Source organism: Croceibacterium salegens, from assembly GCF_009827435.1.
Taxonomy (GTDB): Bacteria; Pseudomonadota; Alphaproteobacteria; order Sphingomonadales; family Sphingomonadaceae; genus Croceibacterium_B; species Croceibacterium_B salegens.
Genome location: NZ_WTYM01000030.1, coordinates 66693 through 91202 on the forward strand (window position 1 = coordinate 66693; position 24510 = coordinate 91202).

At 65.1% G+C, this 24510-nt stretch carries 25 protein-coding genes and 1 tRNA gene; 20 read left to right on the plus strand and 6 right to left on the minus strand.

The annotated features are described in order from the left end of the window. From gap to GRI89_RS04035, 4 genes are all read left to right on the plus strand, one after another. A complete protein-coding gene (gene gap, locus GRI89_RS04020; RefSeq protein WP_159792437.1) occupies nucleotides 1-1008 on the plus strand; it encodes a type I glyceraldehyde-3-phosphate dehydrogenase in 1008 nt (335 codons plus the stop codon). A gap of 10 nt (nucleotides 1009-1018) precedes the next feature. After that, complete coding sequence (locus tag GRI89_RS04025) at nucleotides 1019-1477, plus strand: MOSC domain-containing protein (protein WP_159792440.1); 459 nt, start codon at nucleotides 1019-1021, stop codon at nucleotides 1475-1477. A gap of 85 nt (nucleotides 1478-1562) precedes the next feature. Further along, nucleotides 1563-2762 (plus strand): phosphoglycerate kinase, encoded by a 1200-nt coding sequence (locus tag GRI89_RS04030; protein ID WP_159792442.1) that lies wholly within the window; start codon nucleotides 1563-1565, stop codon nucleotides 2760-2762. A 152-nt stretch (nucleotides 2763-2914) separates the two neighbouring features. Continuing rightward, a complete protein-coding gene (locus tag GRI89_RS04035; RefSeq protein WP_235912780.1) occupies nucleotides 2915-3214 on the plus strand; it encodes a hypothetical protein in 300 nt (99 codons plus the stop codon). 75 nt (nucleotides 3215-3289) lie between these two features. Here the strand turns inward: GRI89_RS04035 and GRI89_RS04040 are convergent, their stop codons facing one another. After that, nucleotides 3290-4213, minus strand: coding sequence for a hypothetical protein (locus GRI89_RS04040; protein WP_159792446.1), 924 nt, complete (start codon nucleotides 4211-4213; stop codon nucleotides 3290-3292). Between the two features lie 204 nt (nucleotides 4214-4417). Between GRI89_RS04040 and GRI89_RS04045 the strand changes: the two genes are divergently transcribed. After that, complete coding sequence (locus tag GRI89_RS04045) at nucleotides 4418-5290, plus strand: fructose bisphosphate aldolase (RefSeq protein ID WP_159792448.1); 873 nt, start codon at nucleotides 4418-4420, stop codon at nucleotides 5288-5290. Between the two features lie 3 nt (nucleotides 5291-5293). On the opposite strand, the gene GRI89_RS04050 is transcribed toward GRI89_RS04045, so the two are convergent. Next, nucleotides 5294-5695, minus strand: coding sequence for a hypothetical protein (locus tag GRI89_RS04050; protein WP_159792450.1), 402 nt, complete (start codon nucleotides 5693-5695; stop codon nucleotides 5294-5296). A 78-nt stretch (nucleotides 5696-5773) separates the two neighbouring features. Between GRI89_RS04050 and thiE the strand changes: the two genes are divergently transcribed. The 3 genes from thiE to GRI89_RS04065 all read left to right on the plus strand — a co-directional run bounded on the left by thiE (nucleotide 5774) and on the right by GRI89_RS04065 (nucleotide 8306). Beyond that, nucleotides 5774-6394 (plus strand): thiamine phosphate synthase, encoded by a 621-nt coding sequence (thiE, locus tag GRI89_RS04055; protein WP_159792452.1) that lies wholly within the window; start codon nucleotides 5774-5776, stop codon nucleotides 6392-6394. Between the two features lie 85 nt (nucleotides 6395-6479). Continuing rightward, nucleotides 6480-7652 carry a L,D-transpeptidase family protein gene (locus GRI89_RS04060; RefSeq protein ID WP_159792454.1) on the plus strand — a complete coding sequence of 391 codons (1173 nt, stop codon included), beginning with the start codon at nucleotides 6480-6482 and terminating at the stop codon, nucleotides 7650-7652. Nucleotides 7653-7655: 3 nt separating this feature from the next. Further along, entirely contained in the window at nucleotides 7656-8306 is a 651-nt protein-coding gene (locus tag GRI89_RS04065) for a M23 family metallopeptidase (protein WP_159792456.1), read from the plus strand. On the opposite strand, the gene GRI89_RS04070 is transcribed toward GRI89_RS04065, so the two are convergent. Next, nucleotides 8303-8659, minus strand: a complete 357-nt coding sequence (locus GRI89_RS04070; protein WP_159792458.1) for an elongation factor P — start codon at nucleotides 8657-8659, stop codon at nucleotides 8303-8305. The genes GRI89_RS04065 and GRI89_RS04070 overlap by 4 nt on opposite strands. Before the next feature lie 80 nt (nucleotides 8660-8739). Between GRI89_RS04070 and efp the strand changes: the two genes are divergently transcribed. The 6 genes from efp to GRI89_RS04100 all read left to right on the plus strand — a co-directional run bounded on the left by efp (nucleotide 8740) and on the right by GRI89_RS04100 (nucleotide 14019). Then, complete coding sequence (efp, locus tag GRI89_RS04075; RefSeq protein WP_159792461.1) at nucleotides 8740-9303, plus strand: elongation factor P; 564 nt, start codon at nucleotides 8740-8742, stop codon at nucleotides 9301-9303. Between the two features lie 3 nt (nucleotides 9304-9306). Continuing rightward, nucleotides 9307-9681: a hypothetical protein gene (locus GRI89_RS04080; RefSeq protein ID WP_159792463.1), complete on the plus strand. Its 375-nt coding sequence runs from the start codon at nucleotides 9307-9309 to the stop codon at nucleotides 9679-9681. Nucleotides 9682-9714: 33 nt separating this feature from the next. Then, complete coding sequence (locus GRI89_RS04085) at nucleotides 9715-10536, plus strand: inositol monophosphatase family protein (RefSeq protein WP_159792465.1); 822 nt, start codon at nucleotides 9715-9717, stop codon at nucleotides 10534-10536. Nucleotides 10537-10679: 143 nt separating this feature from the next. Further along, on the plus strand, nucleotides 10680-11993 hold the full coding sequence (locus GRI89_RS04090) for a bifunctional diguanylate cyclase/phosphodiesterase (protein ID WP_159792467.1): 1314 nt from the start codon (nucleotides 10680-10682) through the stop codon (nucleotides 11991-11993). 67 nt (nucleotides 11994-12060) lie between these two features. Continuing rightward, nucleotides 12061-12144 (plus strand) — tRNA-Leu (locus tag GRI89_RS04095). A gap of 78 nt (nucleotides 12145-12222) precedes the next feature. Then, a complete protein-coding gene (locus GRI89_RS04100; protein ID WP_159792469.1) occupies nucleotides 12223-14019 on the plus strand; it encodes an SLC13 family permease in 1797 nt (598 codons plus the stop codon). Here GRI89_RS04100 and GRI89_RS04105 read toward each other — a convergent pair whose 3' ends face one another. After that, nucleotides 14020-14637 carry a nuclear transport factor 2 family protein gene (locus GRI89_RS04105; protein WP_159792471.1) on the minus strand — a complete coding sequence of 206 codons (618 nt, stop codon included), beginning with the start codon at nucleotides 14635-14637 and terminating at the stop codon, nucleotides 14020-14022. A 65-nt stretch (nucleotides 14638-14702) separates the two neighbouring features. After that, nucleotides 14703-15170, minus strand: a complete 468-nt coding sequence (locus tag GRI89_RS04110; RefSeq protein ID WP_159792473.1) for a hypothetical protein — start codon at nucleotides 15168-15170, stop codon at nucleotides 14703-14705. 132 nt (nucleotides 15171-15302) lie between these two features. Between GRI89_RS04110 and GRI89_RS04115 the strand changes: the two genes are divergently transcribed. From GRI89_RS04115 to GRI89_RS04140, 6 genes are all read left to right on the plus strand, one after another. After that, complete coding sequence (locus GRI89_RS04115; protein WP_159792475.1) at nucleotides 15303-15584, plus strand: hypothetical protein; 282 nt, start codon at nucleotides 15303-15305, stop codon at nucleotides 15582-15584. Between the two features lie 137 nt (nucleotides 15585-15721). Beyond that, nucleotides 15722-17107 carry a TIGR03013 family XrtA/PEP-CTERM system glycosyltransferase gene (locus GRI89_RS04120; RefSeq protein ID WP_159792477.1) on the plus strand — a complete coding sequence of 462 codons (1386 nt, stop codon included), beginning with the start codon at nucleotides 15722-15724 and terminating at the stop codon, nucleotides 17105-17107. Next, nucleotides 17104-19206, plus strand: a complete 2103-nt coding sequence (gene prsK, locus GRI89_RS04125; protein WP_159792479.1) for an XrtA/PEP-CTERM system histidine kinase PrsK — start codon at nucleotides 17104-17106, stop codon at nucleotides 19204-19206. Before GRI89_RS04120 ends, prsK begins: the two co-directional genes overlap by 4 nt. After that, nucleotides 19206-20570, plus strand: coding sequence for a PEP-CTERM-box response regulator transcription factor (prsR, locus tag GRI89_RS04130; RefSeq protein ID WP_159792481.1), 1365 nt, complete (start codon nucleotides 19206-19208; stop codon nucleotides 20568-20570). Before prsK ends, prsR begins: the two co-directional genes overlap by 1 nt. After that, nucleotides 20554-22344 (plus strand): tetratricopeptide repeat protein, encoded by a 1791-nt coding sequence (locus GRI89_RS04135; RefSeq protein WP_159792483.1) that lies wholly within the window; start codon nucleotides 20554-20556, stop codon nucleotides 22342-22344. Before prsR ends, GRI89_RS04135 begins: the two co-directional genes overlap by 17 nt. A gap of 49 nt (nucleotides 22345-22393) precedes the next feature. Beyond that, complete coding sequence (locus GRI89_RS04140; RefSeq protein WP_159792485.1) at nucleotides 22394-23356, plus strand: bile acid:sodium symporter family protein; 963 nt, start codon at nucleotides 22394-22396, stop codon at nucleotides 23354-23356. Here GRI89_RS04140 and GRI89_RS04145 read toward each other — a convergent pair. Further along, nucleotides 23343-24392, minus strand: coding sequence for a DUF475 domain-containing protein (locus tag GRI89_RS04145; protein WP_159792487.1), 1050 nt, complete (start codon nucleotides 24390-24392; stop codon nucleotides 23343-23345). The two genes, GRI89_RS04140 and GRI89_RS04145, sit on opposite strands and share 14 nt — an antisense overlap. Nucleotides 24393-24510: the final 118 nt, after the last annotated feature.

Consider the following 24510-nt stretch of genomic DNA (forward strand, 5'->3'; position numbering starts at 1 on the left):
ATGACGACGAAGGTGGCGATCAACGGGTTCGGGCGCATCGGGCGGCTCGTGGCACGGGCAATCCTCGAACGCGACGACCACGATCTCGAACTGGTTTCGATCAACGACCTGGCCGACACCAAGTCGAACGCGCTGCTGTTCGGTTTCGACAGCACACACGGCCGCTTCCCCGGCAAGGTCGAGGTCGACGGCACCGATCTCGTCGTCAACGGCAAGCACATCCACGTCACCGCCGAGCGTGACCCGGGCAAGCTGCCGCACGCCGCCAACGGCATCGACCTCGTGCTCGAATGCACCGGCTTCTTCCAGTCGGACGAGGCGAGCCGCCCGCACATCGCCGCGGGCGCCAAGAAGGTGCTGATTTCAGCCCCGGCCAACAACGTCTCCAAGACCATCGTCTTCGGCGTCAACCAGGACACCCTGACCGCAGACGACGACATCGTCTCCAACGCCAGCTGCACCACCAACTGCCTCGCGCCGGTCGCCAAGGTGCTGCACGAGACCGTCGGCATCGAGCGCGGCTTCATGACCACGATCCACAGCTACACCAACGACCAGCGCATGCTCGACCAGATCCACAGCGACCTGCGCCGGGCGCGCGGCGGGGCACAGAACATGATCCCGACCACGACCGGTGCAGCCCGCGCGGTCGGCCTCGTGCTGCCCGAGCTCAAGGGCAAGCTCGACGGCTCGTCGGTCCGCGTGCCGACGCCGAACGTGTCGCTGATCGACCTCGTCTTTACGCCATCGCGCGACACCACCAAGGACGAGCTCAACACCGCGCTCAAGGCCGCGGCCGAGGGCAAGATGAAGGGCGTGCTCGACTTCACCGACAAGCCGCTCGTCAGCAGCGACTTCAACCACTACCCGGCCAGCTCGACCGTCGACAGCCTCGAAACCGCGGTGCTCGAAGGCAAGCTTGCCCGTGTCGTCAGTTGGTACGATAACGAATGGGGCTTCTCTAACCGGATGATCGACACCGCCGGGGTGATGGCCTCTTTCCTCTGAGGAGGACTTTATGGCCGGAAGGCTAGCAGGAATCGCCAGGCACGCGGCCCCCAAGGGGCCGATGGAAACCATCGATCACGTCTCGGTCACCTCGACAGAGGGCGTCCACGGCGATTTCCGGGGCGGCCTGGCCTCGACCAAGACCGGCCACAGGCGCCAGGTCTCGCTGATCGAGGCGGAAAGCGTCGCGATAGCCTTCGCCGAGGCGCACGCCACGCTCGACTGGTCCGACTGCCGTCGCAACCTGCTGGTCGCCGGCCTGCGCCTGCCGCGCGAGGAAGGGGCGAAAATCGCCATCGGCGGAAGCCTGGTCATCGAAGTGACGGCGGAGTGCGATCCCTGCGACCGGATGGATGCGCTCAAGGACGGCCTGCGCGTGGCGATGACGCCCGACTGGCGCGGCGGTGTGCTGGGCCGGGTGATCGAAGACGGCGAGATCGCGGTGGGCGACGAAGTCCGCATAATCTAGTCTTTCAACTGCCGTTCGTGCTGAGCTTGTCGAAGCACGGTCGCGCGACGCCCTTCGACAGGCTCAGGGCGAACGGAGTTTCGGAATGGCCAAGTTCAAGACTCTCGACGACCTCGGCGACGTCCGCGGCAAGGTGGCGCTCGTGCGCGTCGACCTCAACCTGCCGATGAAGGACGGGCGGGCGACCGACCTGACCCGCGCAGAAGCGGTCGCGCCCACGATCCTCGAACTGTCGGACGCAGGGGCGATCGTGCTGCTGCTGGCGCACTTCGGCCGCCCCAAGGGCGAGAAGCATTCGACCATGTCGACCAGCTTCGTGCAGGGCGACGTCGAGCGCGTGCTCGGCCGCGAGATCATGTTCATCCCCGAAGTCTCGGGCCCGGTGGCCGAGCAGGCGGTCGGCATCCTCGGCCCGGGCGACATCGGCCTGCTCGAGAACACCCGCTTCTGGCCGGGCGAGGAAAAGAACGACCTCGACTTCGCCAGGGGTATCGCCGCGCTCGGAGATTTCTACGTCAACGACGCCTTCTCCGCCTCGCACCGCGCCCATGCCAGCACCGAAGCGCTGGCGCACCTGTTGCCGGCCTACGCCGGGCGAGCGATGGAGAAGGAACTGAAGGCACTCGAAGCCGCGCTCGGCAACCCGGTGATTCCGGTCGCTGCGGTGGTCGGCGGAGCCAAGGTCTCGACCAAGCTGGCGGTGCTCGAAAACCTCGCCGGCAAGGTCCAGCACCTGATCATCGGGGGCGGCATGGCCAATACCTTCCTCGCCGCGCGCGGCGTCGATGTCGGCAAGAGCCTGTGCGAGCACGACCTCACCGCCACGGTCGAGGAAATCATGGACGCCGCCGACAAGGCCGGCTGCACCGTGCACCTGCCCTATGATGTCGTGGTGGCGAAGGAATTCGCTTCCAACCCGCCTTCCTTACGCACTTGCAACGTCCACGAAGTTGCCGCCGACGAGATGATCCTCGACGTCGGCCCGCTTGCGACTGAAGCGCTTGCTGACGTGCTGAAAACGTGCCGGACACTGGTCTGGAACGGCCCGCTCGGCGCTTTCGAGACCCCGCCGTTCGACGAAGCCACCGTGGCATTGGCGCGGACCGCGGCGGCGCTGACGAAGGAAGGCTCGCTCACCTCGGTAGCAGGCGGCGGCGATACAGTGGCGGCACTCAACCACGCCGACGTGGCGGGTGACTTCACCTACGTCTCGACTGCGGGCGGGGCGTTCCTTGAATGGATGGAAGGCAAGGTCCTGCCGGGGGTAGCGGCACTTCAATCTTGACGTTTCAACATGCTGAAATAACCATTCACCGCGCCACAACGATAAGAAAGGGGCGCGTAGTGACTGTGTTACGATCTGCTTTGAATTGTCTGGTTAGTGCAGCCGCCATTGCACTGCTTGCGGCGCCGGGAGCTGCGGCCGAATGGGACGGCATGGGTCCTTTCATCGCCAATTACTATGAAGAGAATATGTACTCGCCGAAGGGCTGGAAGCTAACCTACGGTGGTAAGGAAGGGAACGTCGACGTCTTCGTCTTCGAGGTCGATTTAAAGAATGATCCCAGCTATGGAGACGGGGACGGTTATGTCCAGGTGATGAGCCTGTTCTGCCGCGATGATGGACTTCGCGATTTCATTGATCAGGGCATGAAAGTCCGGGTCGACATGCGGCGTTTCGAGAAGGGCCGATCCACTTTGAGCAAGGGCACTCGCTACGTAACCTGCAACAATTGAAGCCTGGTCCGGCAGGACTGGCCGACGCCTCCTGCCGGATTTCAATTTTCGATACCAAGTCGGCGCGCAGTGCGATCAGGGCTGTGTGATCCCCTCTGCGATCGGCCAGCCGCCGAGGTCCAGTTCCGGCGGAAACAGGCGGATGTAGGCCTGCACCATGTGGATCTGGCCGCCGTAGACCTTGAACATCTCCCACGCCGTCAGCCGGTCGGAACCGGGGCCGCTGACGTTCCATGACAGGCGCATCATGACGATGCCCATTCGCTCGTCGACGACGATGTCGCGCACAGTGACCCGGCCGAGCCGCTTGAAGATCGCCAGCGACTGGTCGCCGATGTTGTCGCAGCCGGGGGCGAACTTGCAGCCCGGGCCGGCCATCAGCGCGCCGTTTTCGAGGCGGTAGGCCTCGGGCGCGAAAGGGGTGCCGATGGCGTTGAAGGTCTCGGCGTTGCTGAGGCCGCGCGGGTAGTACATCGCCAGTTCGATTGCCTTGGCCCGGGTTTCGAGCTGGTCGGGACGCGGCGCGATGTTCATCGCCTCGGCCGGGGCGCCGCCATAGGCGTCGATGTTGAACAGCAGGCCCTCGGCGCGGCTGCGAGTGGTCACCAGTTCGAGCTCGCTGAGCTTCTGTTCGGCATCGAGCTTGACCCGCACCACGAGGATGATCGGCGCGCCGGATTCCTCGACCATGACCCCGGTGACGGCTTCCTGGCCGCGCTCGTCGATGATGTCCTGGCGGTAACCTTGCAGCTTGGTCACCGAGCGGACGAGGCCGATCTTGTCGAGCGGCTTTTCGACGCCGTCCTCGGTCACGCGCAGGTTCGCGGCGACGGGCAGTTTGCCGACGTCGTGCCGGGCGAGGGCGAAGAGCACTTCGGTCACGATGCCACGCAGGCATTCGCGGTCGCAGGCCGGTGCGGTGCTGTCGGCGGCGAGTGCGGGTTGCGCGCCCAGCGCGGCGGACGTGGCGATCAGGCACAGTGCCAGGACTAGTCTCAAGATTTCCTCCCCCCAGGTGCCGAGTCCTACGCCCGGCGGGCTGGCACTATAGCCACTACGACGCTGGGCGGGACTGCTTTTTTTGCTTTCCTACACCCCTCCGGATATGCCACCGGCCGCCAGCAATAGTAATTCGTCATATGCGCAAGTTTGCTAAATTTACCGCGCGCAAAACCGGAGAACCGTTTCGTGAATCAGCAGGACATGACCGACAAGATGGCCGCCGGTAACGGCTTCATCGCAGCTCTCGACCAGTCGGGCGGTTCGACCCCCAAGGCGCTGCGCGGGTATGGCGTTTCGGACGACGAATGGTCGGGCGATGACGAGATGTACGGCAAGATCCACGAGATGCGCAGCCGGATCATCACCTCGCCCAGTTTCGCGAACGGCAAGGTCATCGGCGCGATCCTGTTCGAAAAGACCATGGACGGCTATGTCGAGGGCAAGACCACTCCGCAGGCGCTGATCGATCGCGGGGTCGTGCCGTTCATCAAGATAGACAAGGGGCTGGAAGACACCGCCGACGGCGTCCAGCTGATGAAGCCGATGCCCGATCTTGATGCCCTGCTGGTCCGCGCCAAGGGGCTCGGCGTGTTCGGCACCAAGGAACGTTCGGTAATCCACGAAGCCAATCCGGCCGGAATCGCTGCCATCGTCGCGCAGCAGTTCGCGGTCGGGCGGCAGGTCATCGGGCACGGGATGATGCCGATCCTCGAGCCCGAATACACCATCACGGCCGCCGACCGGGCCGAGGGTGAGGAAATCCTCAAGACCGAGATACTCAAGAACCTCGAGGCGCTACCGGATGGCGAGCAGGTCATGCTCAAGCTGTCGATCCCGGTCCAGCCCAACCTCTATGCGGAGCTCATCGCCCATCCCAAGGTGCTGGCGGTTGTCGCGCTTTCGGGCGGCTATTCGACTGACGAGGCGTGCGAGAAGCTGGCGCAGAACTCGGGCATGATCGCAAGCTTCAGTCGCGGCCTGCTGCAGGACTTGCGCGCCAATCAGGACGATACGGAATTCGACGAGGTGCTCGGCGCGGCGATCGACCAGATCTGCGCCGCCAGCGTCGCCTGAAGGTCAGCGCCCCTCGTAGACAAAGCGATATTCGCCCGGCTGCGTCTCGTGGTCGGTCGTCTTCTCCGGCGTGCCGGAAATAAGTGCGATCACGAAGCCGTGCGTGCCGTAGGATTCGCCCAGCGTGACGTTGGCGGTATCGCGCCAGCCCGCGCCGTCGACGCGCGTCTCGACGATAAGCCGGCCGGCCCAGACGCAGCGCGCGTTCATCGGACAGCGGCTGTCCTCCACGACCTTCATCGGCGTCACCACGACATCGCCGGCACGCACGGGTTGAAGCAGGGCTACGGACGTGCCTTCGGCGGCGGGCGTACCTTCGACAATCGGCGCGTTGGGAATGGTCTCGCAGGCACCGAGCGAGACGGAGGCGAAGGCGAGGGCGGCAGTGGCGATGAGCTTGTTCATTGTCCCAGCAAACTCCTGGTGCGCTGTCGGTTTCCTGAATGGCTTGGCGGCTCGGGTCCGGCGGGATAGGAGGCGGCGATGTCCGATTGCCAGCTCTACCTGATTTCACCGCTCGACGTTGCCGGGAACTTCCCGCAGCGGCTCGAACGCGCGCTCGACGCCGGCGAGGTCGCGGCGTTCCAGTTGCGCGTCAAGGACGTCGACCAGCACGAAGCCGCGCGGCTCGCCGAACCGTTGCAGGCCATCTGCGCCGCGCGCGACGTCGCCTTCATGGTTAACGACAGCATTGCGCTGGCGAGGCGCCTGAAGGCCGACGGCGTCCACCTCGGTCAAGGCGATGGCACCGTCGAGGAAGCGAGGCGTGAGCTTGGCCGCGATGCGCAGATCGGCGTCACCTGTCACGCCAGTCGACACCTGGCGATGGAAGCAGGCGAGGCGGGGGCGGACTACGTCGCCTTCGGCGCCTTCTTCCCGAGTGAGACCAAGGCCAGCGAGCATCGGCCCGAGCCCGAACTGCTGACATGGTGGCAGTCGCTGTTCGAAATCCCCTGCGTTGCTATCGGCGGGATCACGCCGGACAACTGTGGTTCGCTGGTCTCGGCAGGCGCTGATTTCCTCGCGGTGAGCCACGCAGTCTGGGGCGGTGACGAAACCGCGGCCGTCCGGGCATTTCACGAGGCGATCCGCGCAGCCGCCTAATCGGGCAGGATATTTTTCCCCCTCCACCCGTTCCAGACCCGAGCAAGGGGCCGCAAAGCCTCAGGAACAAGTGGAGAAATCCTGCATGCGACATTTGATTGCCGCCGCCTCGCTGCTCGCGCTGGCTGCGTGCGGCCTGAACGGGACCGACAACGAGCAAGACAAGAAGGACGCGGCGGCCGCCGACCACATGTCGATCGACGACAACCGCGCGGATTCGATGCGCTCGAACGACCCGGCGGAAGGGGCACAGGCCGCGGTCGACATTCCCGATACCCAGGAGCGCCCCCTAATGCAGGCGCAGGTCGTTCTCGACCGGCAGGGCTTCGGGCCCGGCGTGATCGACGGCAAGATGGGGGCGAGCACCAAGAACGCGCTCAAGGGCTTCCAGGAGGCGAACGGTCTCGATGTGACCGGAGAGCTGGATGATGAGACGAAGGCTGCGCTCGGCAAGTGGAGCAACATCCCGGCGACGCGCGTCGTGACCATTCCCGCCGACTGGGGGCAGACGACTTACGCCGAAACACCCGACAACCCGGAAGATCAGGCCAAACTGCAAATCCTCGGATACCAGAGCCTCGACGAACGCCTCGCCGAGCGCTTCCACACGACAGTTGAGACCTTGAAGATGCTCAACCCTGGCGGTTTGCCTGCCGGGGCGGGGCAGGTGGTGGGAAGCGCTACAACGTCAGCATCTCCTGACGCAGATAAGACTTCGTCCTTCACCGCCGGCCAACAGGTTCGCACGCCCAACATCGGCGCCGACCGGATCGACGACAGCAGGGTGCTCGACAAGGGATGGTTAGTAACCTTGAGTTCGCTCGGTGTCGGCACCGACCAGCCGCAGGTTGCCAAGGTCGTGGTCGACAAGTCGGAAGGTTGGCTCAAGGGATACGATACTACGGGCAAGCTGGTAGCCCTGTTTACCGTCACCACGGGCTCGAGCCACGATCCTCTGCCGCTCGGCACGTGGGGCATCACCGGCATCGGGCACAATCCGCCTTTCACCTACAATCCCGACCTGTTCTGGGATGTGCCCGACAGCAATGAGAAGCAGGAACTGCCGCCGGGTCCCAACGGCCCGGTCGGAGTGGTGTGGATCGACCTGACCAAGGAGCATTACGGGATTCATGGAACGCCCGAACCGCAGACTATCGGCCGCACCCAGAGCCACGGCTGCGTCCGCCTCACCAACTGGGATGCAGCGCGTCTCGCCCAGATGGTCGATACAAAGACCAAGGTCGTGTTCCAGGCCTGAGCGATGACCGCACTCGACCGCCTCGCTACCATCGCCGTAACCGCCACGTTGACCTCGGCCGGCTGGATCCTGTTCGGCAGCAGTTTCGTCATCAAGGCGGCGGACACTGCCCCGACGAATGCGGTCCAGCCGTCGCCATCGCCCGCTTCACCTGCGGCGAAATCGCTCGACATCGAAGACATCCAGCTCCCCGCGCGCGCTCCCACTGGCGAGCTCATCATCCCTGTGGAGGGCGTGAAAGCGGCGGACCTGAGCGATACCTTCAGTGACGAGCGCGGCGCCGGCACCCGGCTCCACGAAGCGCTCGATATCATGGCACCGCGCGGGACGCGGGTGCTTGCAGCGGCGGGCGGGACCGTCGAGAGACTCTTCAAGTCCGATGCCGGCGGCAACACCGTCTACGTCCGCTCCCCCGACCGCCGCACCATCTACTATTATGCGCACCTCGACAGCTACGCGCCGAACCTCGTCGAGGGAGCGCTCGTCAGGATGGGTGATGCGCTGGGGACCGTCGGATCGAGCGGCAACGCCAGCCCCGACGCTCCGCACCTGCATTTTGCAATCATGCGGACGACGCCGGCCTCGGACTGGTGGGAACCTTCGACAGCGATCAATCCCTACCCACTGCTGGTGGTGAACGAACCGCGGCGCTAGTTTCCGGTACGGATGCAGCGCAAGCGGCTTGGCTTGCCGTCCGGTCCAAGGGCGCGGAGAAAGTTCTCACCGACCACCGTGTAGCTTTCCCCGCTGCGGGGGCCGCTGGTGAAACGGATCACGTCGCCTTTGCGCAGGTACACGCCGTTGCCCTGTTCGGACTTGTAGCGGCTTGCGCTGCGGATGCGGAAATCCTTCTCCGGCACGCGAATGCCTGCCGCACCGGCGGCGGTGCCGGGCATCTCGCAGCTGTAGGAGCCGCGCATGGCAGTTTCGACGGGTCCGGCCGCAGATAGGGGGGCGGCAGCAAGCACGGCGATGATGGCAGGTATCGTGCGCACGGAGCGCCGCATAGCACGGGCGCGTTGCGCTTGCATGAACTGTCGTCTAGGGGCCGCCGCAATCCAATCAGCTCTTTCACAAGGCACTAGCCATGAAGATTTCCGGCGTGGACATCCGTCCCGGCAACATTCTCGAGTACGAAGGCGGCATCTGGAAGGTCGCCAAGATCCAGCACACCCAGCCGGGCAAGGGCGGCGCCTACATGCAGGTCGAAATGAAGAACCTGCAGGATGGCCGCAAGACCAACGTCCGCTTCCGCAGCGCCGACACGGTCGAAAAAGTGCGCCTAGACACCAAGGACTACCAGTTCCTCTACGAAGACGGCGATATGCTCGTGTTCATGGACAAGGACACTTACGACCAGATCAACCTGCCTTCGGACCTGCTCGGCGATGCCCGCCCGTTCCTGCAGGACGGCATGGAAGTCATGCTCGAGCTGTGGGACGAGAAGCCGATCAGCGTTGAGCTTCCTGCGCAGATCGAAGCTACCATCGTCGAAGCCGACGCCGTGGTGAAGGGGCAAACCGCCTCGTCCAGCTACAAGCCCGCGCTGCTCGACAACGGCGTGCGCATCATGGTCCCGCCGCACATCGAAAGCGGCACGCGGATCGTCGTCGACGTCTACGAGCAGGCTTACGTCGGGAAGGCGGGCTAAGCCGTGAAACGGAGTGCCCTCATTGCTGCTGCACTCGCGCTTGGACCCGTAGCGGCGAGCGCGCAGGAAGGGCGAGAAGCGCAGCCGAGCGCCGAAACGCAGGAGCATGCGATCACTTACCTTCGTGTGCTCTATGCGGGTCTGGAATCGAAAGAAGTAGGTGAAGACGTGAAGAGCGTCCTCATGGGCTGCATTTTTAGCAATTCCCTTCGCGCGATTACCGAACAGATGAACAAGGCGATCGCCGCCAGCTCTGTCACGGTCGATCGAAACGAGCCCTCGCAGTTGCTGGGCGTTATGGCAGGCGTTTGCGGTTACCGTCCTCCGGCCGCGCAGGGGCAGCAGGGTGCACCCGAGCAGACCCTCGGTCGGCGCTGATCCGGCGGGATTTCACACAGGCAGTACGCAAGCATGGCAGCAATATCAGGTCTCATCCGCGTCATGGAGAAGGCCGCTCGCAAGGCGGGCGGCAAGCTGCGTCGCGACTTCGGCGAAGTCGAGCACCTGCAGGTCAGCCGCAAGGGGCCGAGTGATTTCGTCTCCAAGGCCGACCAGCAGGCAGAACGCACGATCTGGGACGAATTGCGGCAGGCGCGCCCGGACTGGGGTTTCTTGCTCGAGGAAGCGGGGACGATCGAAGGCGACCCGAACAAGCCGCGCTGGATCATCGATCCGCTCGACGGGACCAGCAACTTTCTTCACGGTATCCCGCATTTCGCGGTCTCGATCGCTGCGCAGGAGCCGAAGCTCGACGGATCGGGCTGGGGCGATGTCGTCGCCGGGGTGATCTACAACCCCATCACCGACGAGACGTACTGGGCCGAAAAGACGCGCGGCGCCTGGCTGCATGACGGTCGCCTGCGGGTGTCCAATCGCAGCCACATGTCCGACGCGCTGATTTCAACCGGCATGCCCTACCAGGGTCACGGCGACTTCGCCGAATGGTCGAAGATTTTCGCAGCGGTCGGTCCGAACGTTGCGGGAATTCGACGCTTCGGCTCGGCCGCGCTCGACCTCGCCTGGGTCGCCGCGGGGCGTTACGACGGGTTCTGGGAAAGCGACCTCAGTCCGTGGGATACTGCGGCCGGCTGCTTGTTGGTCCGCGAGGCGGGCGGGTTCGTTTCGGACTACCGCGGGCGTTCTCTGCCGGTCTGCGACAAGCAGGTCATCGCCGGCAACGATACCGTGCATTCACGGCTCCATAAGCTCATCGCCGGCGCGCTAAAGGCATAGGGCGACTACCTACACCGCTGCCAATGGGGACTTAGCTCCCCGACTCTAAGACAGGCGTCCTGTCACGAGGGTCGCATCTCATGGTCCCGTACCTTGCTTCAGCATGTCTCCTGCTGACCGCGATTTCCTGCGCAGCCCTCTGGTTGTGCAGGAAATCGCGGATTGCCCTGTCGAGGATTGAAGGCCGGGCCCGCGAAGTCGAGGCGGCTTCGCGGCACTGTCCCGTTACCGGACTTCCCAACCGCGCCTGCGCCAACGAATGGCTGAACCAGGCCCTGAACGAGCGCGATGGCCGTCCGGCAGTGATTTGCGCCGGGTTCGATCCGTTCGGTCCGGGGACGGATCGCGAAGCTACGTTGGTCACGCGCATGTCCGAAATCGTCGCACACATCGCCCCGGATGGATCATTGCTCGCGCGCCTCGCACCCGGACGATACGTCATTGCCCTCGGCGGAGCGCTGGGCACGTCCGAACTGGTCACCCTTGCACGCGCCGCCTGTGCCATGTTCGGCACGCTGGTAAGCGATTCCGAACGGCTCCGCGTCGGTGTCTCGATCGCGGTCGGCAGCGACACACCGGAGAGCCTGATCGACCGCGCTCTCGAGGCGCAGGGCGCGGGCGTTGGCCCGGACCCGGTTATCCTGACCTTCACCGATCCGGAATTCTATGGCGAAATCGAACAGCGTACCGCCGTCGCTCGGGAACTCGAATCCGCCATCGCCGGAGGACGCATCGAACCCTTCTTCCAGCCCTTCGTGGAACTCGGATCTGGCCGAATCCTCGGATTCGAAGTTCTCGCGCGCTGGCGCGACCTCGAAGGCCGGGTCCGCATGCCGGGGGAATTCCTGCGCCTGGTGGAAGAGAGCGGGCTGGTCGGCCGAATGTACGATTCGCTGCTGGCAGCGGCGGCAGCCGAGGTCCGGCAGTGGCCGCCCGACTGGAACTTCGCGCTCAATATCTCGGCCAGCCAGCTAGCTGACGAAGGACTGCTCGAGCGGACCATGCGGACCTTGCTCGATGCCGGTGTGGATCCGGGACGGTTAGAAATTGAAATCGCCGAACGGGCTCTGTCAGCCAACCCGGAGCAGGCGCGCAGGTTGGTCGACGCCTTTCGCAAGCGCGGGGTGAAGGTGTCGCTCGACAATTTTGGCTCGGGAAGCTTGCACCTGCGCGATCTGGCGGACTTCACTTTTGACCGGTTCAAGGTCGATCCCACCGCGCTTTCCGTCGATGGAGGCGGCGATGACGGGGTCGCGATGGGCTTGATTGCCGCGGCAGCACGTTATCTCGGTGTGCCGGTTCTCGCTGAGGGTATCGAGACCCATGCCTGTGCCGAGGCGGCGCATGTCCAGGGCTGTGATATCGGGCAAGGATACCTGTTCGGCCGTCCCGATCGCCAGACCGAGCGTTTCCGGCTCATTGGCACACTCGCCCGCCCGAACGATTTTGCGGCCTGACCGGAGCGCTGCTTTCAACCGTTGTGCCATCGCCACCACTCGGCTAATCGCCCGCACTCTGCGACGGGCCCCTGTGGCGGAATTGGTAGACGCGCTCGACTCAAAATCGAGTTTCTTTGAAGTGCCGGTTCGAGTCCGGCCAGGGGTACCAGCTCTCGCGGCTTGGCCAATCGGCTGTTTTTCCGAACTTCGCTTGTCGAGACGCGCTCCGAGTTTGTAGGGTCGCCGGATGATACCGATCCCGTCGTACCATGCCCTTGCGGCGATGATCGTCACGCTCGGCATGTTCGTCGGCTTCGCGCGGGGCCGGATGTCGGCGGAGATCGTCTCGCTTTTGACCATAGCGGTGATCGCGGTCGGTATGTACTTCTTTCCCTTGCCTCATAGCGAGCCGAGCGACGGCCTGGTTCTCGCCTTCTCCGGCTTCGGTCACTACGCGCTGATCACCATTTGCGCGCTGATGGTGATGGGGCGGGGCCTGGTGGTGACCGGTGCGCTCGACCCCGCGGCGCGCTTCCTTGAGCGAGTCTTCAAGTTCAACCAGCAGCTCGGGCTGCTCCTTTCGCTCGTCGCCGCCATGGCGCTTTCGATGAGCGTCAACGACACGCCGGTGCTTGTGCTGTTGCTGCCGATATTCGTCGGACTCGCTGCGCGTGGCGGATTGCCGGCCTCCAAGACCCTCATCCCGATCAATGCCGCAGTGCTTATCGGTGGCATGGCGACGACCATCGGCACTTCGACAAATATCCTGGTCGTCTCGATCGCGCGCGACCTCGGGCTGCGCCAGATGGGTGTGTTTCACTTCACCCCGATCGTGGCCACCGCAGCGCTCGTAGCCCTGCCTTACCTCTGGTTGGTGATGCCGCGGCTTCTGCGCGACAACAGTCCCGAGGAAATGCAGGCTCACCGCAGGTTCGTCACCCGCCTGCGAATTCCCGCCGGCAGCGATCTGGTCGGCAAGCATTTCGATGAAGTTATCGGCAAGCTGCCGGCTGATTTCCGCTTCGAAGAACGGCCCGACGGGCCATTCCAGGAGGGGATGCAGCTCAGCGTATCGGGAACGCACGACGCGATCGAGGAAGCCGGTCGCGTGCTGAAGGGGCAGGTCGCCCCGGGTTGGGTGATCGACCGCATCCGCCGCAAGGGCAGCGAAAAGGACCAGGACGTGCACGTGGTCGAGATGGTCGTGACGGCGGATTCTCGCCTCGTTGGCCGGACGCTCGCCACTTCGGGAATCGCCGACCTCTACAACATCGCGATTCTCGGCATCCACAAACCGGACAGCATGCTACGCACTCAGACGATCGATCCGCGCGGCGAACTCCGTTTGGTGGAAGGCGACGTGCTGCTGGCGATGGGGCTCGATGCCGACCTGCAAGAGTTTGCCTCCAGCGACAGCCTGCTCTTGCTCGAAGGCGGGCGCGAGGTTCCGCGCCGCTCCAAGGCGCTGCTTTCGACGGCGATCATGCTGTTTTCGGTCGGCATGGCCTCGGTCGGGCTGCTGCCGATCGCAATTGCCGCGCTGGGCGGGGCGATTCTCATGTTCGTTACCGGATGCGTGAAATTCGACCGGGTAGGGCGCGCTTTGTCCGGCAAGGTCATCGTGCTGGTTGCTGCGAGCATCGCCATCGGACGTCTCATCCTCGAAACCGGGACAGCGGCATGGCTCGGGCAGGTGCTGTCGCTGGGGCTGCAATTCCTGCCGCCTGCGGCTGTGCTGGCTGCGATCATGCTGTTCGTCACCCTGCTGACCAACTTTGCCTCGAACGCCACCGCGGCGACCGTTGGCACGCCCATCGCCTTTGCCATCGCCCGCCAGTTGGGCCTGCCCCCCGAGCCCCTAGTGCTCGCGGTGCTGTTCGGTTGCAACCTCTGCTACGCGACGCCGATCGCCTACCAGACCAACATGCTGATCATGGCGGAGGGCGACTACAAGTTCAGCGACTACATCCGGACCGGCGTGCCGCTGGTTATCCTGATGGTCGTAACCCTGTCGGTCCTGCTGGTGTTTACCTACGGCCTCTAGTCACTCGCGGCCCGAGACCGGGTTGCGATAGTGATAGGGCGGGCAGAAATACTCCGGATAGACCGGGTAGGGATCGATCGGCTCGTCGGGAGGGAAGTCGCCGAATTCGCTCAGCAGTGGACTAACCTCTTTCGCCCACCCCTTGTCATAAGGTGTGTAGAACACCTGGTAAGCCTTTAATTTCGAGATTTTCCATAGCCCGTCTTCCTTGACGTAGGCGTTTTCGTAGATCGCTTCGCCCCACATCGCGTGATCACCCATCTGGCCGACCATCATCAGCGCTCGCAACCGACCGTATCCGTGCATCCCGTCGGCGTCGACGTGGATGACCGGTTGCAATTGCATGTGATTCATCAGCAGCCCGTCCTTGGGCGGACCGAAATGGCGCATGTACTCGCGAATACGCTCGTGTCCGATGAAGCGGCCGCGTCCGTTGATCTCCAGCACCGCGTCGCGGGCGAATAGGTCGGCGACGTGCTCCCACTGGCTCTTGTCGACGTAGTACCCGTACATTCGCTGGAGATTGGCGATCGCCAAGTGGTCTTCGGCTGCCCGCGCGCGCCGCTCGACCGCCTCCAGCCGCTGCGCCAGGTCGGCCACCGTTGCCTCGAGATTCATGCATGCCTCCGTCATTATGTCAGAGGGCATACCGTGCGCCCGCGCCGGGTGCGAGGGCTCAGGTGCTATTCCCGGCCTGCCGAGCCGCTGCGAGCGCGCGATGCGGCTTCGATCGATGCCTGCTGGCTCTCGACACCGGCGATGTTGTCTGCTGCAGCTTGGGCAAGGCCGGTGCGCTCATCGGGTTTAAACTGCGAAAGATAGTCGGAACCGTACCCGGCGGACCGAAGGCTGCGATCGCTTGCCATCAGTCCCGAGCGGGCGAAGATGCTCCCCGCCGAATTCGAGACGAAATCCTGCCTTGTCGAGCTGCCCCAGACGCCGCCTGGTTGCTGAGGCGGCGTGACGACTTTCTTGGGCGCCTCGGCCTTGACCTCATGCTGGACCTTCTGCTCTTCGACCTTTTGCGCCAGCGCCTCAGCGTTGTGGCCGTCGGCAAAGATCGCCAGCAAGCCCGTAGCCACGACGGTGACCACCGCAAAATGGCGGTGCATGTGGGTCGAAGGCGCCGATTTCTTGTAGCGGTGGCTCATGTCCGGATCCGCATACTTCCAGGGAGTGAACCACCCTGCGCGCGAGCGTGGTTAAGGCGCACTTACCCGAAGGTCCGGGGAACCAGCCGCCTGTCCGGTCCGTTAGGCCGCCGAACCGGAAAGGACAAAGCCATGACAGAAGAACGCATTACCGAGGTTCGCGGCCCTGAAGGCGAAAGCCCTACAACCCACACCACCGTCATTTCCGGCGGCCCCAAGAGTGGCGGCACCGGATGGGCGCTGGTAATCGTATTGGTGCTCGCGGTGATTGCCGGTCTGTGGATGTTCTCGACGATGGGCGGCGCGGAAATGGCCAAGGACGATGCCGTAGCCCAGGCTGCCGAGGAAGTTGGCAATGCCGCGAATTCAGTTGGCGATGCGGCGCAGAAGGCGGCCGACGCCATCACGGAGTGAGCAGTAACCGGTCGCTCCCACGCAAAAGGCTGAATTTACGCCAGAAAAGAATGTAGTGTAAGATTTACCGACATTTCACCTCTCCCGTTTAATCCGGGGGCGTCCGCGAAGCTGCGCGGGCGCCGCCGGTGGGAGCGATGATCCGCCTATTCAAACACTACATCCCGCATGCGGTGCTTCTGCTCGGGCTGATCGATTTCGTCCTGCTGTTGCTGGCGAACGATCTCGCGTGGAAGCTGCGGGCGGAGCAGATCGGCGACGACCCGGGGCTTCTGCTTTTCCGGCTGCCGGCTCTGCTCGGCTTTGCCGTGGTCACACAGGCAGCGCTGATCGCCGTCGGAGTGTTCGGCAGCGACGCACTTCGCTCGTTGCGCTTCGCCGGGGCGCGGTTGCTGGTAGGGGTGAGCCTCGCCGTCCTCGCGCTGGCGTTCATCGAGTTCGTCATGCCGGGCGAGACTTATTGGCGCTCGACCCTGCTTTACGCAATGGTCCTGGCGGTCGGCCTGCTGTTCGCCAATCGCCTCGTCGTGGGCGGACTGCTCGGCGCGAACGCGTTTCGCCGCCGCGTGCTGGTGCTTGGGGCCGGGCCGCGCGCCCTGCGTCTGCGCAAGCTCAGTGAGCGGCCGGAAAGCGGCTTCGGCATCGTCGGTTACGTCGCGATGAGCGATGGGCGCCCGGCGTTCGAAGGAGCCATTCCGCGCGCCGCGATCCCCGACCTGTCGCTCCATGTGCGGGAGCTCGGCGTGACCGAGGTCGTGCTGGCGATCGAGGAACGTCGCAATGCGCTTCCGCTCAAGGACCTGCTGCGCGTCAAGACTGCCGGGGTCCACGTGAACGACTTCTCCGGCTTCATGGAACGCGAGACTGGCCGGGTGGATCTCGACACACTCAATCCCAGCTGGCTGATCTTTTCGGACGGCTTTTCGTCCGGCCGGATGATTTCGAGTGTTGCCAAGCGCGTTTTCGACGTCCTCGCCAGTGGGTTCCTGCTGCTGCTGACATTTCCGGTGATCGCGGTTTTCGCCGTGCTGGTGAAGGTCGACAGCGCCGGTCCGGCCTTCTTCCGCCAGCAACGCGTTGGCCTCTATGGCCAGCCGTTCTCGGTCATAAAGCTGCGCTCGATGCGCACCGATGCCGAGAAGGATGGGGCGAAGTGGGCCGAAAAGGACGATCCGCGCATCACCCGGCTCGGCAGGTTCATCCGCATGGTCCGCATCGACGAGCTGCCGCAGACCTGGAGCGTGTTGAAGGGCCACATGAGCTTCGTCGGTCCGCGGCCAGAAGTGCCGCAGTTCGTCGCCGATCTCGAGGACAAGCTGCCGTTCTATGCCGAGCGCCACATGGTCAAGCCAGGCATCACCGGCTGGGCGCAGATCAACTATCCCTATGGCGCCTCGATCGAGGATGCCCGGGCCAAGCTCGAGTACGACCTCTATTACGCCAAGAACTACACGCCATTCCTCGACCTGCTGATCCTGCTGCAGACGCTGCGGGTGATCCTCTGGCCGGAGGGCGCACGATGAACGGACAGGTCCTCGGCTCGCTCGAATTCGCCGCCTACCTGCTGTCGGCACTTGTGACGCTGGTGATGGCGACCTGGCTGTTCGCCCGTCGGCAACATGCCGCTTGGTCGACGGGGGCAACCGCCGCGGCATTGGTGGTTATGGCGGCATGGGCCTTGGCCCGGCCGGTCTTCGGGCCGGACGGGCTGCTCGGCCGCCTGCTGCTGAGCATGAGCTATCTTGTCTGGCTCTGGGTGCTCTACCGTATGTTCGCCCGCGACGGACGGCATGAAAGCCTCGGGCCGATCCGGCCAGTCGTGCTGGCGCTCGGCTTCGTCGGCCTGATGCAGATCGCCCTGGCGCTGGCCGTTGTCGGGGAGCCGACCGCATTCGGCGTCAACGAACTGGTCCGCCTCGGTGTGGCCTTCCGCCTGCTGTTCTGCGTCGGCGCGCTGGTGCTGGTGCACAACCTCTACGCCGGCGCCTCGCTCGCCGCCCGGCGCGAGCTGCGCTGGCCCGCCGCGGCGATGGCGTTGATGTGGTTCTACGACCTCAACTTCCAGACACTTTCTTACCTCGCGGAGATCGTCCCGGCGACGCTTGCCGCGGTTCGTTCTCTGGTTCCCGGCACGATGGCAATCCTGCTGGCGATCGGGGGTATGCAGCGGGCCACCGAACAGACCTTCCGCCCCTCGCGCGCCTTTGCCTTCCAGTCGATCTCGTTGCTCATCATCGCCGCCTATTTCGGACTTATGGTCATCGCTTTCCGCGGCATCGCCATGGCCGGAGGCGACTTCGCGGGCCTGCTGCAGGTTGCCTTCCTCGTCGCTGCGAGCGCCGGGGCACTGGCGCTGCTGCCGTCGAAGCGACTGCGCGGTTGGCTCCACGTCACCGTGGCCAAGAACCTGTTCCAGCACCGCTACGACTACCGCGAGGAATGGCTGCGCTTTACCCGGACGATGGAACGGGCCGAGGCGCTGCCTTTGCGCGAGCGCGTGGTCCAGGCGGTCGCTGACGTGACCGACAGCCCTGCGGGCCTGCTGTTGGCGCCGGGCGACTACGGCAACCTGTCGCTCGAAGCGCGCTGGCAGTGGCCGGGGAGCGAGATACCGGCCGAGGCGATGGGGGCGGCGGGTATGCGCTTCTTCGCGGATTCGCAGTTCATCCTCGATCTCGACCATTGGCGGGCGGGCAGGCACGAAGGCATTCCTGCATCCGCCGTGCCGCCATGGCTGGCCGACGACGCCCGCGCCTGGGCGGTGGTCCCGCTGCTGCACTACGACCGCCTGCTCGGCGTGGTCGTGCTGGCCCGCCCAGCCTATGCCCGAACGCTTGACTGGGAAGACTTCGACCTGCTCCGCGTCGTAGGCCGCCAACTCGCCAACTACCTCGCCGAAGAAGCGAGCCAGGACGCGCTCGGCGAAGCGCAGCGCTTCGATGAATTCAACCGCCGCATCGCCTTCGTGATGCACGACATCAAGAATCTTGCCAGCCAACTCTCGCTGCTCGCGCGCAATGCCGAAAAGCACGCCGACAAGCCCGAGTTCCGCGCCGATATGCTGGTGACGCTCAGGAAAAGCAGCGAGAAGCTCGCCGCCCTGCTGGCGCGCCTCGGGCGCTATGGCGGACAGGGTGACGAACCGATCGCGCCGGTGCCGGTTCGCTCGCTGCTGCAGTCAATCGCCGAGCGCTATCGTGCGCAGCACGCCGTTATCGCGCTGCCGGGCGACGAGTTCACTGCGGAAGCGCAGCCCGAAGCCCTCGACCAGGCGCTCGTGCACCTTGTGCAGAACGCCGTTGATGCCAGCAAGGATGAGACCGCGGTGGTCCTCGATGCGCGTGCAGAGGGCACGGAAATCGTCATCGAAGTCAGCGATTCCGGTTGCGGGATGAGCCCCGAGTTCGTCCGCACGCGGCTGTTCAAGCCGTTCCATTCCTCCAAGCCCGGTGGCTTCGGCATCGGCGCCCACGAGGCGCGCGTCACGATCCGGGCGATGGGCGGCAAGCTCGATGTGGAGAGCCGCGAAGGTCTCGGCACCCGCTTCGTCATTCGCTTGCCGCGCCCGATCGCGGATTCCCAATTCCCGTCCGACAACAAGATTAAAACCGAGGTGGCATAATGGCGGACCAGCTTCCCAAGCTCCTGATCGTCGAGGACGATGAGGGGCTGCAGGCCCAGCTCAAGTGGGCATACGACGATTTCGAGGTGGTGATCGCCGGTGACCGTGAAAGCGCGATTGCCGCCTTACGCGCCGAGGAACCCGCTGTGGTCACGCTCGACCTCGGCTTGCCGCCGGATCCCGACGGGACCAGCGAGGGCTTCGCCGTGCTCGACGCGATCATGGCGCTCAAGCCCGATACCAAGGTGATCGTCGCAAGCGGCCACGGCGCTCGCGCCAGTGCGCTGACCGCAATCGAGCGCGGCGCTTACGACTTCTACCAGAAGCCCGTGGATATCGAGCAGCTCGGCCTGATCGTGCGCCGGGCGCTCAACCTGCATCACATCGAGGCCGAGAACCGCAAGCTTTCCGAGCGGGCAGGGGACGGCAACCGCGTACTCGGCGGGTTGATTACTGCAGCGCCGGAAATGGTCCGCGTTGCCCGCACCATCGAACGCGTCGCAAACACCAAGGCTTCTGTCATGCTCCTCGGCGCGAGCGGCACCGGCAAGGAACTGCTGGCGCGAGGCCTGCATGAGGCGAGCGATCGCAGGGACGGCGCGTTCGTCGCCATCAACTGCGCGGCGATCCCAGAGAACCTGCTCGAAAGCGAGCTGTTCGGGCACGAGAAGGGGGCCTTCACCGGCGCGGTCAAGACCACCGAGGGCAAGATCGAACTGGCCGACGGCGGCACGCTGTTCCTCGACGAGGTCGGCGACATCCCGCTGCCGCTGCAGGTCAAGCTGTTGCGCTTCCTGCAAGAGCGCACGATCGAGCGCATCGGTGGGCGTGCAACCATTTCGGTCGACACCCGCATCGTCTGCGCGACGCACCAGGACCTCGACGCTATGATTGCCGACGGGCGCTTTCGCGAAGACCTCTATTATCGTCTCGCCGAGATCATCGTGAAGATACCATCGCTCGCCGAGCGGCCAGGTGATGCGGCGCTGCTGGCCAAGGCCTTCCTCAACCGCTTCGCCGACGAGATGAACCCGCAGGTCAAGGGCTTCGCGCCTGACGGCCTTGCGGCGATTGCCGACTGGCCCTGGCCGGGCAATGTCCGCGAGCTTGAAAACCGCGTGAAGCGCGCGGTGATCATGGCCGACGGCAAGCTCGTCGGTGCCGCCGACCTCAATCTCGATAACGTCGAGGGCGGCGAGTGCGAAGCGCTCAACATCAAGAGCGCGCGCGAACAGTCGGACCGGCGCATGATCCGTCAGGCGCTGGCCCGCACCGAGGGCAATATCTCGAGTACCGCCAAGCTGCTCGGGATCAGCCGGCCGACGCTGTACGACCTGCTCAAGCAGTATGACCTTCAGGCCTGATCGAATCTGGCTGGCACTGCTCCTCGCCTGCGCGGCCATCCCGGCCGTCGCGGGGCAGGGTGACGATGCGCTTGCCCGCGCTCGCGGGGCCCTTGACCGTGGCGACGGCATCGCGGCGGAAATAGATGCACGCAAGGCGCTGGAACAGGGCATGCCGCGCAGCGCTGTCTCGGCGGCGATGGGCGAGGCCTACGTGTTGCAGGGCGAGGACGGCAAGGCGCTGCAGTGGCTTGAACCAGCCGACTTCGACCAGGACAGCGCCGAGGCCGGACTTCGCGCCCTCGGCCGTCTGAAGACCGACCGCGGCGAATTCGTTGAGGCCGCCGAGGCGTTCAATCGCGCCATCGCCCGCGGGGCCGAAAGCTCGGGCCTGTGGGTCGACATTGCCCGGATGCGGTATCGCAGCGGCGAGCAGCACATTGTCGGCGGTGCGATCAACCGGGCGCTGGCGCTCGATCCGCGCGATCCCGAAGCCCTGTCCATGCAGGCGCAACTGGTCCGCGACTCCCGCGGGCTTGTCGCGGCGCTGCCGTGGTTCGAGCGCGCGGTCGAGACGGCGCCCGACAATGTCGGCCTGCTCGGCGACTATGCCGCGACGCTGGGCGAGGTCGGCCGCTACAAGGACATGCTCGCTGTCGTGCGGCATATGTTCAAGCTCGATCCCGGAAACCAGCAGGTCTTCTTCCTGCAGGCCGTGCTGGCTGCGCGCGCCGGGCAGGACAACCTCGCGCGCCGCCTCCTGTGGCGGGCCGGCGATGACAGCGCGACGACACCGGTCGGACTGGTCCTGTCGGGCGTCCTCGAATTCCGCACCGGCCACCCGGCGCTGGCGGTCGAGCGGTTCGACGACCTCGTGCGGATGCAGCCCGACAACCCGACCGCCGCCAACCTGCTGGCGCGCGCGCTTTCCGCAGCGGGCGACTTGTCGGAGACCGCGGCAAGGCTCGAGCCGTTGGCCCGGCGCAGCGACGCTTCGCCCTATGTGCTGACGCTGCTTGCGCGGACTTACGAACAGCTCGGGCGGCGCGCCGACGCGGCGCCGTTGCTCGACCGCGCGGCGCGTGGTGCTTCCGCCGAGCTGCTGCCTTATCCGGTTGCTGGAGATGTCATGGCGATGGGCTACCCTTGGGGCGGCGACAGCGGCCGGGCAGAAGATGGGGTAACGCAGCTGCGCCGCCTGCTCGGCACCGGGCAGCGCGATGCGGCGACTGCCGTTGCCCGCGATCTCGATGAGCGCTTTCCCGGCGCGGTCGATATAGAGAGCCTCAATGGGGACACGGCCCTGTTGACCGGCCGGCCCGATGTGGCGCTCCGGTATTACGAACAGGCGGGCGAAGTGCGGCGCACGACGGCTTTGGTGCGGCGCGTGGTCCTGGCGATGAAGATGTTTGGCGAACCCGCAGCTGCCGACCGGTTCCTGGCCGGTTCGCTGGCGCTCGATCCGGGCAATCCTATCCTCGCAGCCCAATACGGACGCAGGCTGACGGAGCAAGGCAATTGGCCTCAGGCGGTGGTTCTGCTCGACCATGCGGTCCGGCTCGGCGGTGGCCGCGATCCGCGACTGCTTGCCGACCTCGCGCAGGCGCAGCTCAAGACCGGCGACATCGATGCCGCGCTGGCCAATGCGCGTGAGGCCTACCGGATTCAGCGCGCCCGTCCTGAAGCGGCGGCGGTTCTGGCCGCGGCGCTTGCGGCGAAGGGCGAGGGCGGGGCGCAGGTCCTGCTCGCCAAGGTCAAACGCCTCGGCGCCGCGACCGGGCTCGCCGCGCGCTAGCAACGGTTCGGCGCTGGACAGCCGCGTCTCGCTTCGCCAATCGCCCCCGATGCCTTCGCTCGGACCCCTGACGCGAGTCGACCCGCTGGTGCGGCTGCTGCTGGTGGCGATCGTGCTAGCCTCGCTGCTGCCGGTCGCCGGGACATGGCGTCCGGTCGCGCAGGGTGTGTCGAACGCCGCGGTCTTCCTGCTCTTCCTGCTCAACGGCCTGCGCCTGCCGCGCGCCGATGTCCTGCGCGGAATCGGCCACATCCGCTTCCTCGTCCCGCTGGTGCTGTGGTGCTTCGGCGCGCTGGCTCTGGCCGGGTGGGGGCTTTCGCTTGCGCTGGCGAGCTGGCTCCCGCCGGTCGTCGCGCTCGGCTTCTGCTATCTGGGGACGCTGCCGTCGACCGTGCAGTCGGCGACGGCCTATTGCTCGTTGGCGGGTGGGAACGTCGCCAACTCGGTGGTCGCCGCCGCGCTGCTGAATATCCTCGGCGTCTTCGTTACGGCTCCGCTGTTTTCGCTCCTTGTCGGGAGCGAGGCGGCTGCGTTCGACTTCGGCGCGCTGGAGAAGGTGGCGCTAATCCTGCTGCTGCCTTTCCTGCTCGGCCAGGTCGCGCAGGGGCGCTTCGGGCATTACGTGCGCGAGCACCGGCAACTGGCGACGTGGATGGATCGAACGGCCATAGCCATTGCCGTCTACGTCGCCTTCTCCGGGGCGGTCGAGGAGGGACTCTGGGGTCGGGTTTCGCTAGGCGACTGGGGCACCCTGATCGCCGGCGTCAGCCTGTTGCTCGCCTTCGCATTCGGCGGCGCATGGGCGCTGGCCGGGTCGCTTGCCCTGCGCCGGGAGGACCGCATCGCCTTCCTCTTCTCCGGCGCGCAGAAGTCGATCGCCATGGGCGCGCCGCTGGCCAGCGTGCTCTTTCCCGCGGGCGTTGCCGGGCTCGTGCTGCTGCCGGTGCTGGTCTACCACCTGCTGCAGCTGGTGCTGTCCGCCCCGCTCGCGGCCCGGCTCAGGAGGGAGTGACCTCGTCCCTGGGGCGGTTGTGTCGCACCGACCACCACAGCGAAATGCCGATCAGCACGGCTCCGATCAGACCCGTCAACGTCTCGGAAATCTCGTAACGCGCCGACAGCAGCATGATCGTGCCCAGGGCCAGGATCGCCCAGAAAGCCCCGTGTTCAAGGAACCGGTACTGCGCCAGCGTCCCCTTCTGCACCAGCATGATCGTCAGCGAGCGGACGAACATCGCCCCGATCGAAAGGCCCAGCGCGATGACCACCATGTTGTTCGACAATGCAAACGCCCCGATCACTCCATCGAAGCTGAACGAAGCGTCGAGCACGTTGAGATAGAGGAAACCGCCGAACCCGGCCGAAATCACGGCCCCGCGGGCCCGCGCTGCCTCCTCACGCAACTCGAGCAGGGTGCTGATCCCTTCGACTGCGACGAAGACGATTATCCCGAGCAGCCCGGCAACGAGGAACGTCAGCGCATCGGACTCCGACAGCGTGAGGGAAATGAGGAACAGGGTCAGGAGCAGCAAGGCGATTTCGACCGCGGCAATGCGCGAAAACCGGCTCAGCTTTTCCTCGATCCAGCGGATCCAGTGCACGTCCTTGTCGCTGTCGAAGAAGAACTTCGAGCCGACAAGCGTCAGGAAGGCGCCGCCAAACCCGGCTATCCCGACATGCGCGCTGGAGACGATCCGCTCGTATTCCCGCGGCTCCGAGAGGGAGAGTTTGATCGCCTCGGCCGGCCCGATCCCGGCAGCGATGGCCACGATGGCGAGCGGGAACGCGACGCGCATGCCGAACACCGCAAAAGCCATGCCCCAGGTGAGGAAGCGACGCTGCCAGACCTCGTCCATGTCCTTGAGAACCGTGGCGTTGACCACGGCGTTGTCGAAGCTCAGCGAGACCTCGAGTACGGACAGGACGACGATGATCCACAAGGTCGAAAGCATCGCCTGGACCGTGTGACTGGACGTCCAGGCGTACCACGCGCCAAGCGCGAGACAGACGAGCGTGAAGATGATCGAGCCGCGAAAGTTCTTCAGCATGGCGCGGTCCGCCCAAAGGTCGGGCGAAGTTTATACACACCTGACACATCTGACAGTGTCCTGGGGCAAAACTCGCGGGCTGCCGCGGAGCGGCGGGGCCGGGCGATCCGGCTTCGTT

What these genes read in the sequence shown, in the direction of transcription:
- gap (WP_159792437.1), top strand. Translation starts at nt 1, where the DNA reads ATGACGACGAAGGTGGCGATCAACGGGTTCGGGCGCATCGGGCGGCTC.
- GRI89_RS04025 (WP_159792440.1), top strand. Translation starts at nt 1,019, where the DNA reads ATGGCCGGAAGGCTAGCAGGAATCGCCAGGCACGCGGCCCCCAAGGGG.
- GRI89_RS04030 (WP_159792442.1), top strand. Translation starts at nt 1,563, where the DNA reads ATGGCCAAGTTCAAGACTCTCGACGACCTCGGCGACGTCCGCGGCAAG.
- GRI89_RS04035 (WP_235912780.1), top strand. Translation starts at nt 2,915, where the DNA reads ATGGGTCCTTTCATCGCCAATTACTATGAAGAGAATATGTACTCGCCG.
- GRI89_RS04045 (WP_159792448.1), top strand. Translation starts at nt 4,418, where the DNA reads ATGACCGACAAGATGGCCGCCGGTAACGGCTTCATCGCAGCTCTCGAC.
- GRI89_RS04050 (WP_159792450.1), bottom strand. Translation starts at nt 5,695, where the DNA reads ATGAACAAGCTCATCGCCACTGCCGCCCTCGCCTTCGCCTCCGTCTCG.
- thiE (WP_159792452.1), top strand. Translation starts at nt 5,774, where the DNA reads ATGTCCGATTGCCAGCTCTACCTGATTTCACCGCTCGACGTTGCCGGG.
- GRI89_RS04060 (WP_159792454.1), top strand. Translation starts at nt 6,480, where the DNA reads ATGCGACATTTGATTGCCGCCGCCTCGCTGCTCGCGCTGGCTGCGTGC.
- GRI89_RS04065 (WP_159792456.1), top strand. Translation starts at nt 7,656, where the DNA reads ATGACCGCACTCGACCGCCTCGCTACCATCGCCGTAACCGCCACGTTG.
- GRI89_RS04070 (WP_159792458.1), bottom strand. Translation starts at nt 8,659, where the DNA reads ATGCGGCGCTCCGTGCGCACGATACCTGCCATCATCGCCGTGCTTGCT.
- efp (WP_159792461.1), top strand. Translation starts at nt 8,740, where the DNA reads ATGAAGATTTCCGGCGTGGACATCCGTCCCGGCAACATTCTCGAGTAC.
- GRI89_RS04085 (WP_159792465.1), top strand. Translation starts at nt 9,715, where the DNA reads ATGGCAGCAATATCAGGTCTCATCCGCGTCATGGAGAAGGCCGCTCGC.
- GRI89_RS04100 (WP_159792469.1), top strand. Translation starts at nt 12,223, where the DNA reads ATGATACCGATCCCGTCGTACCATGCCCTTGCGGCGATGATCGTCACG.
- GRI89_RS04105 (WP_159792471.1), bottom strand. Translation starts at nt 14,637, where the DNA reads ATGAATCTCGAGGCAACGGTGGCCGACCTGGCGCAGCGGCTGGAGGCG.
- GRI89_RS04110 (WP_159792473.1), bottom strand. Translation starts at nt 15,170, where the DNA reads ATGAGCCACCGCTACAAGAAATCGGCGCCTTCGACCCACATGCACCGC.
- GRI89_RS04115 (WP_159792475.1), top strand. Translation starts at nt 15,303, where the DNA reads ATGACAGAAGAACGCATTACCGAGGTTCGCGGCCCTGAAGGCGAAAGC.
- GRI89_RS04120 (WP_159792477.1), top strand. Translation starts at nt 15,722, where the DNA reads ATGATCCGCCTATTCAAACACTACATCCCGCATGCGGTGCTTCTGCTC.
- prsK (WP_159792479.1), top strand. Translation starts at nt 17,104, where the DNA reads ATGAACGGACAGGTCCTCGGCTCGCTCGAATTCGCCGCCTACCTGCTG.
- prsR (WP_159792481.1), top strand. Translation starts at nt 19,206, where the DNA reads ATGGCGGACCAGCTTCCCAAGCTCCTGATCGTCGAGGACGATGAGGGG.
- GRI89_RS04135 (WP_159792483.1), top strand. Translation starts at nt 20,554, where the DNA reads ATGACCTTCAGGCCTGATCGAATCTGGCTGGCACTGCTCCTCGCCTGC.
- GRI89_RS04140 (WP_159792485.1), top strand. Translation starts at nt 22,394, where the DNA reads ATGCCTTCGCTCGGACCCCTGACGCGAGTCGACCCGCTGGTGCGGCTG.
- GRI89_RS04145 (WP_159792487.1), bottom strand. Translation starts at nt 24,392, where the DNA reads ATGCTGAAGAACTTTCGCGGCTCGATCATCTTCACGCTCGTCTGTCTC.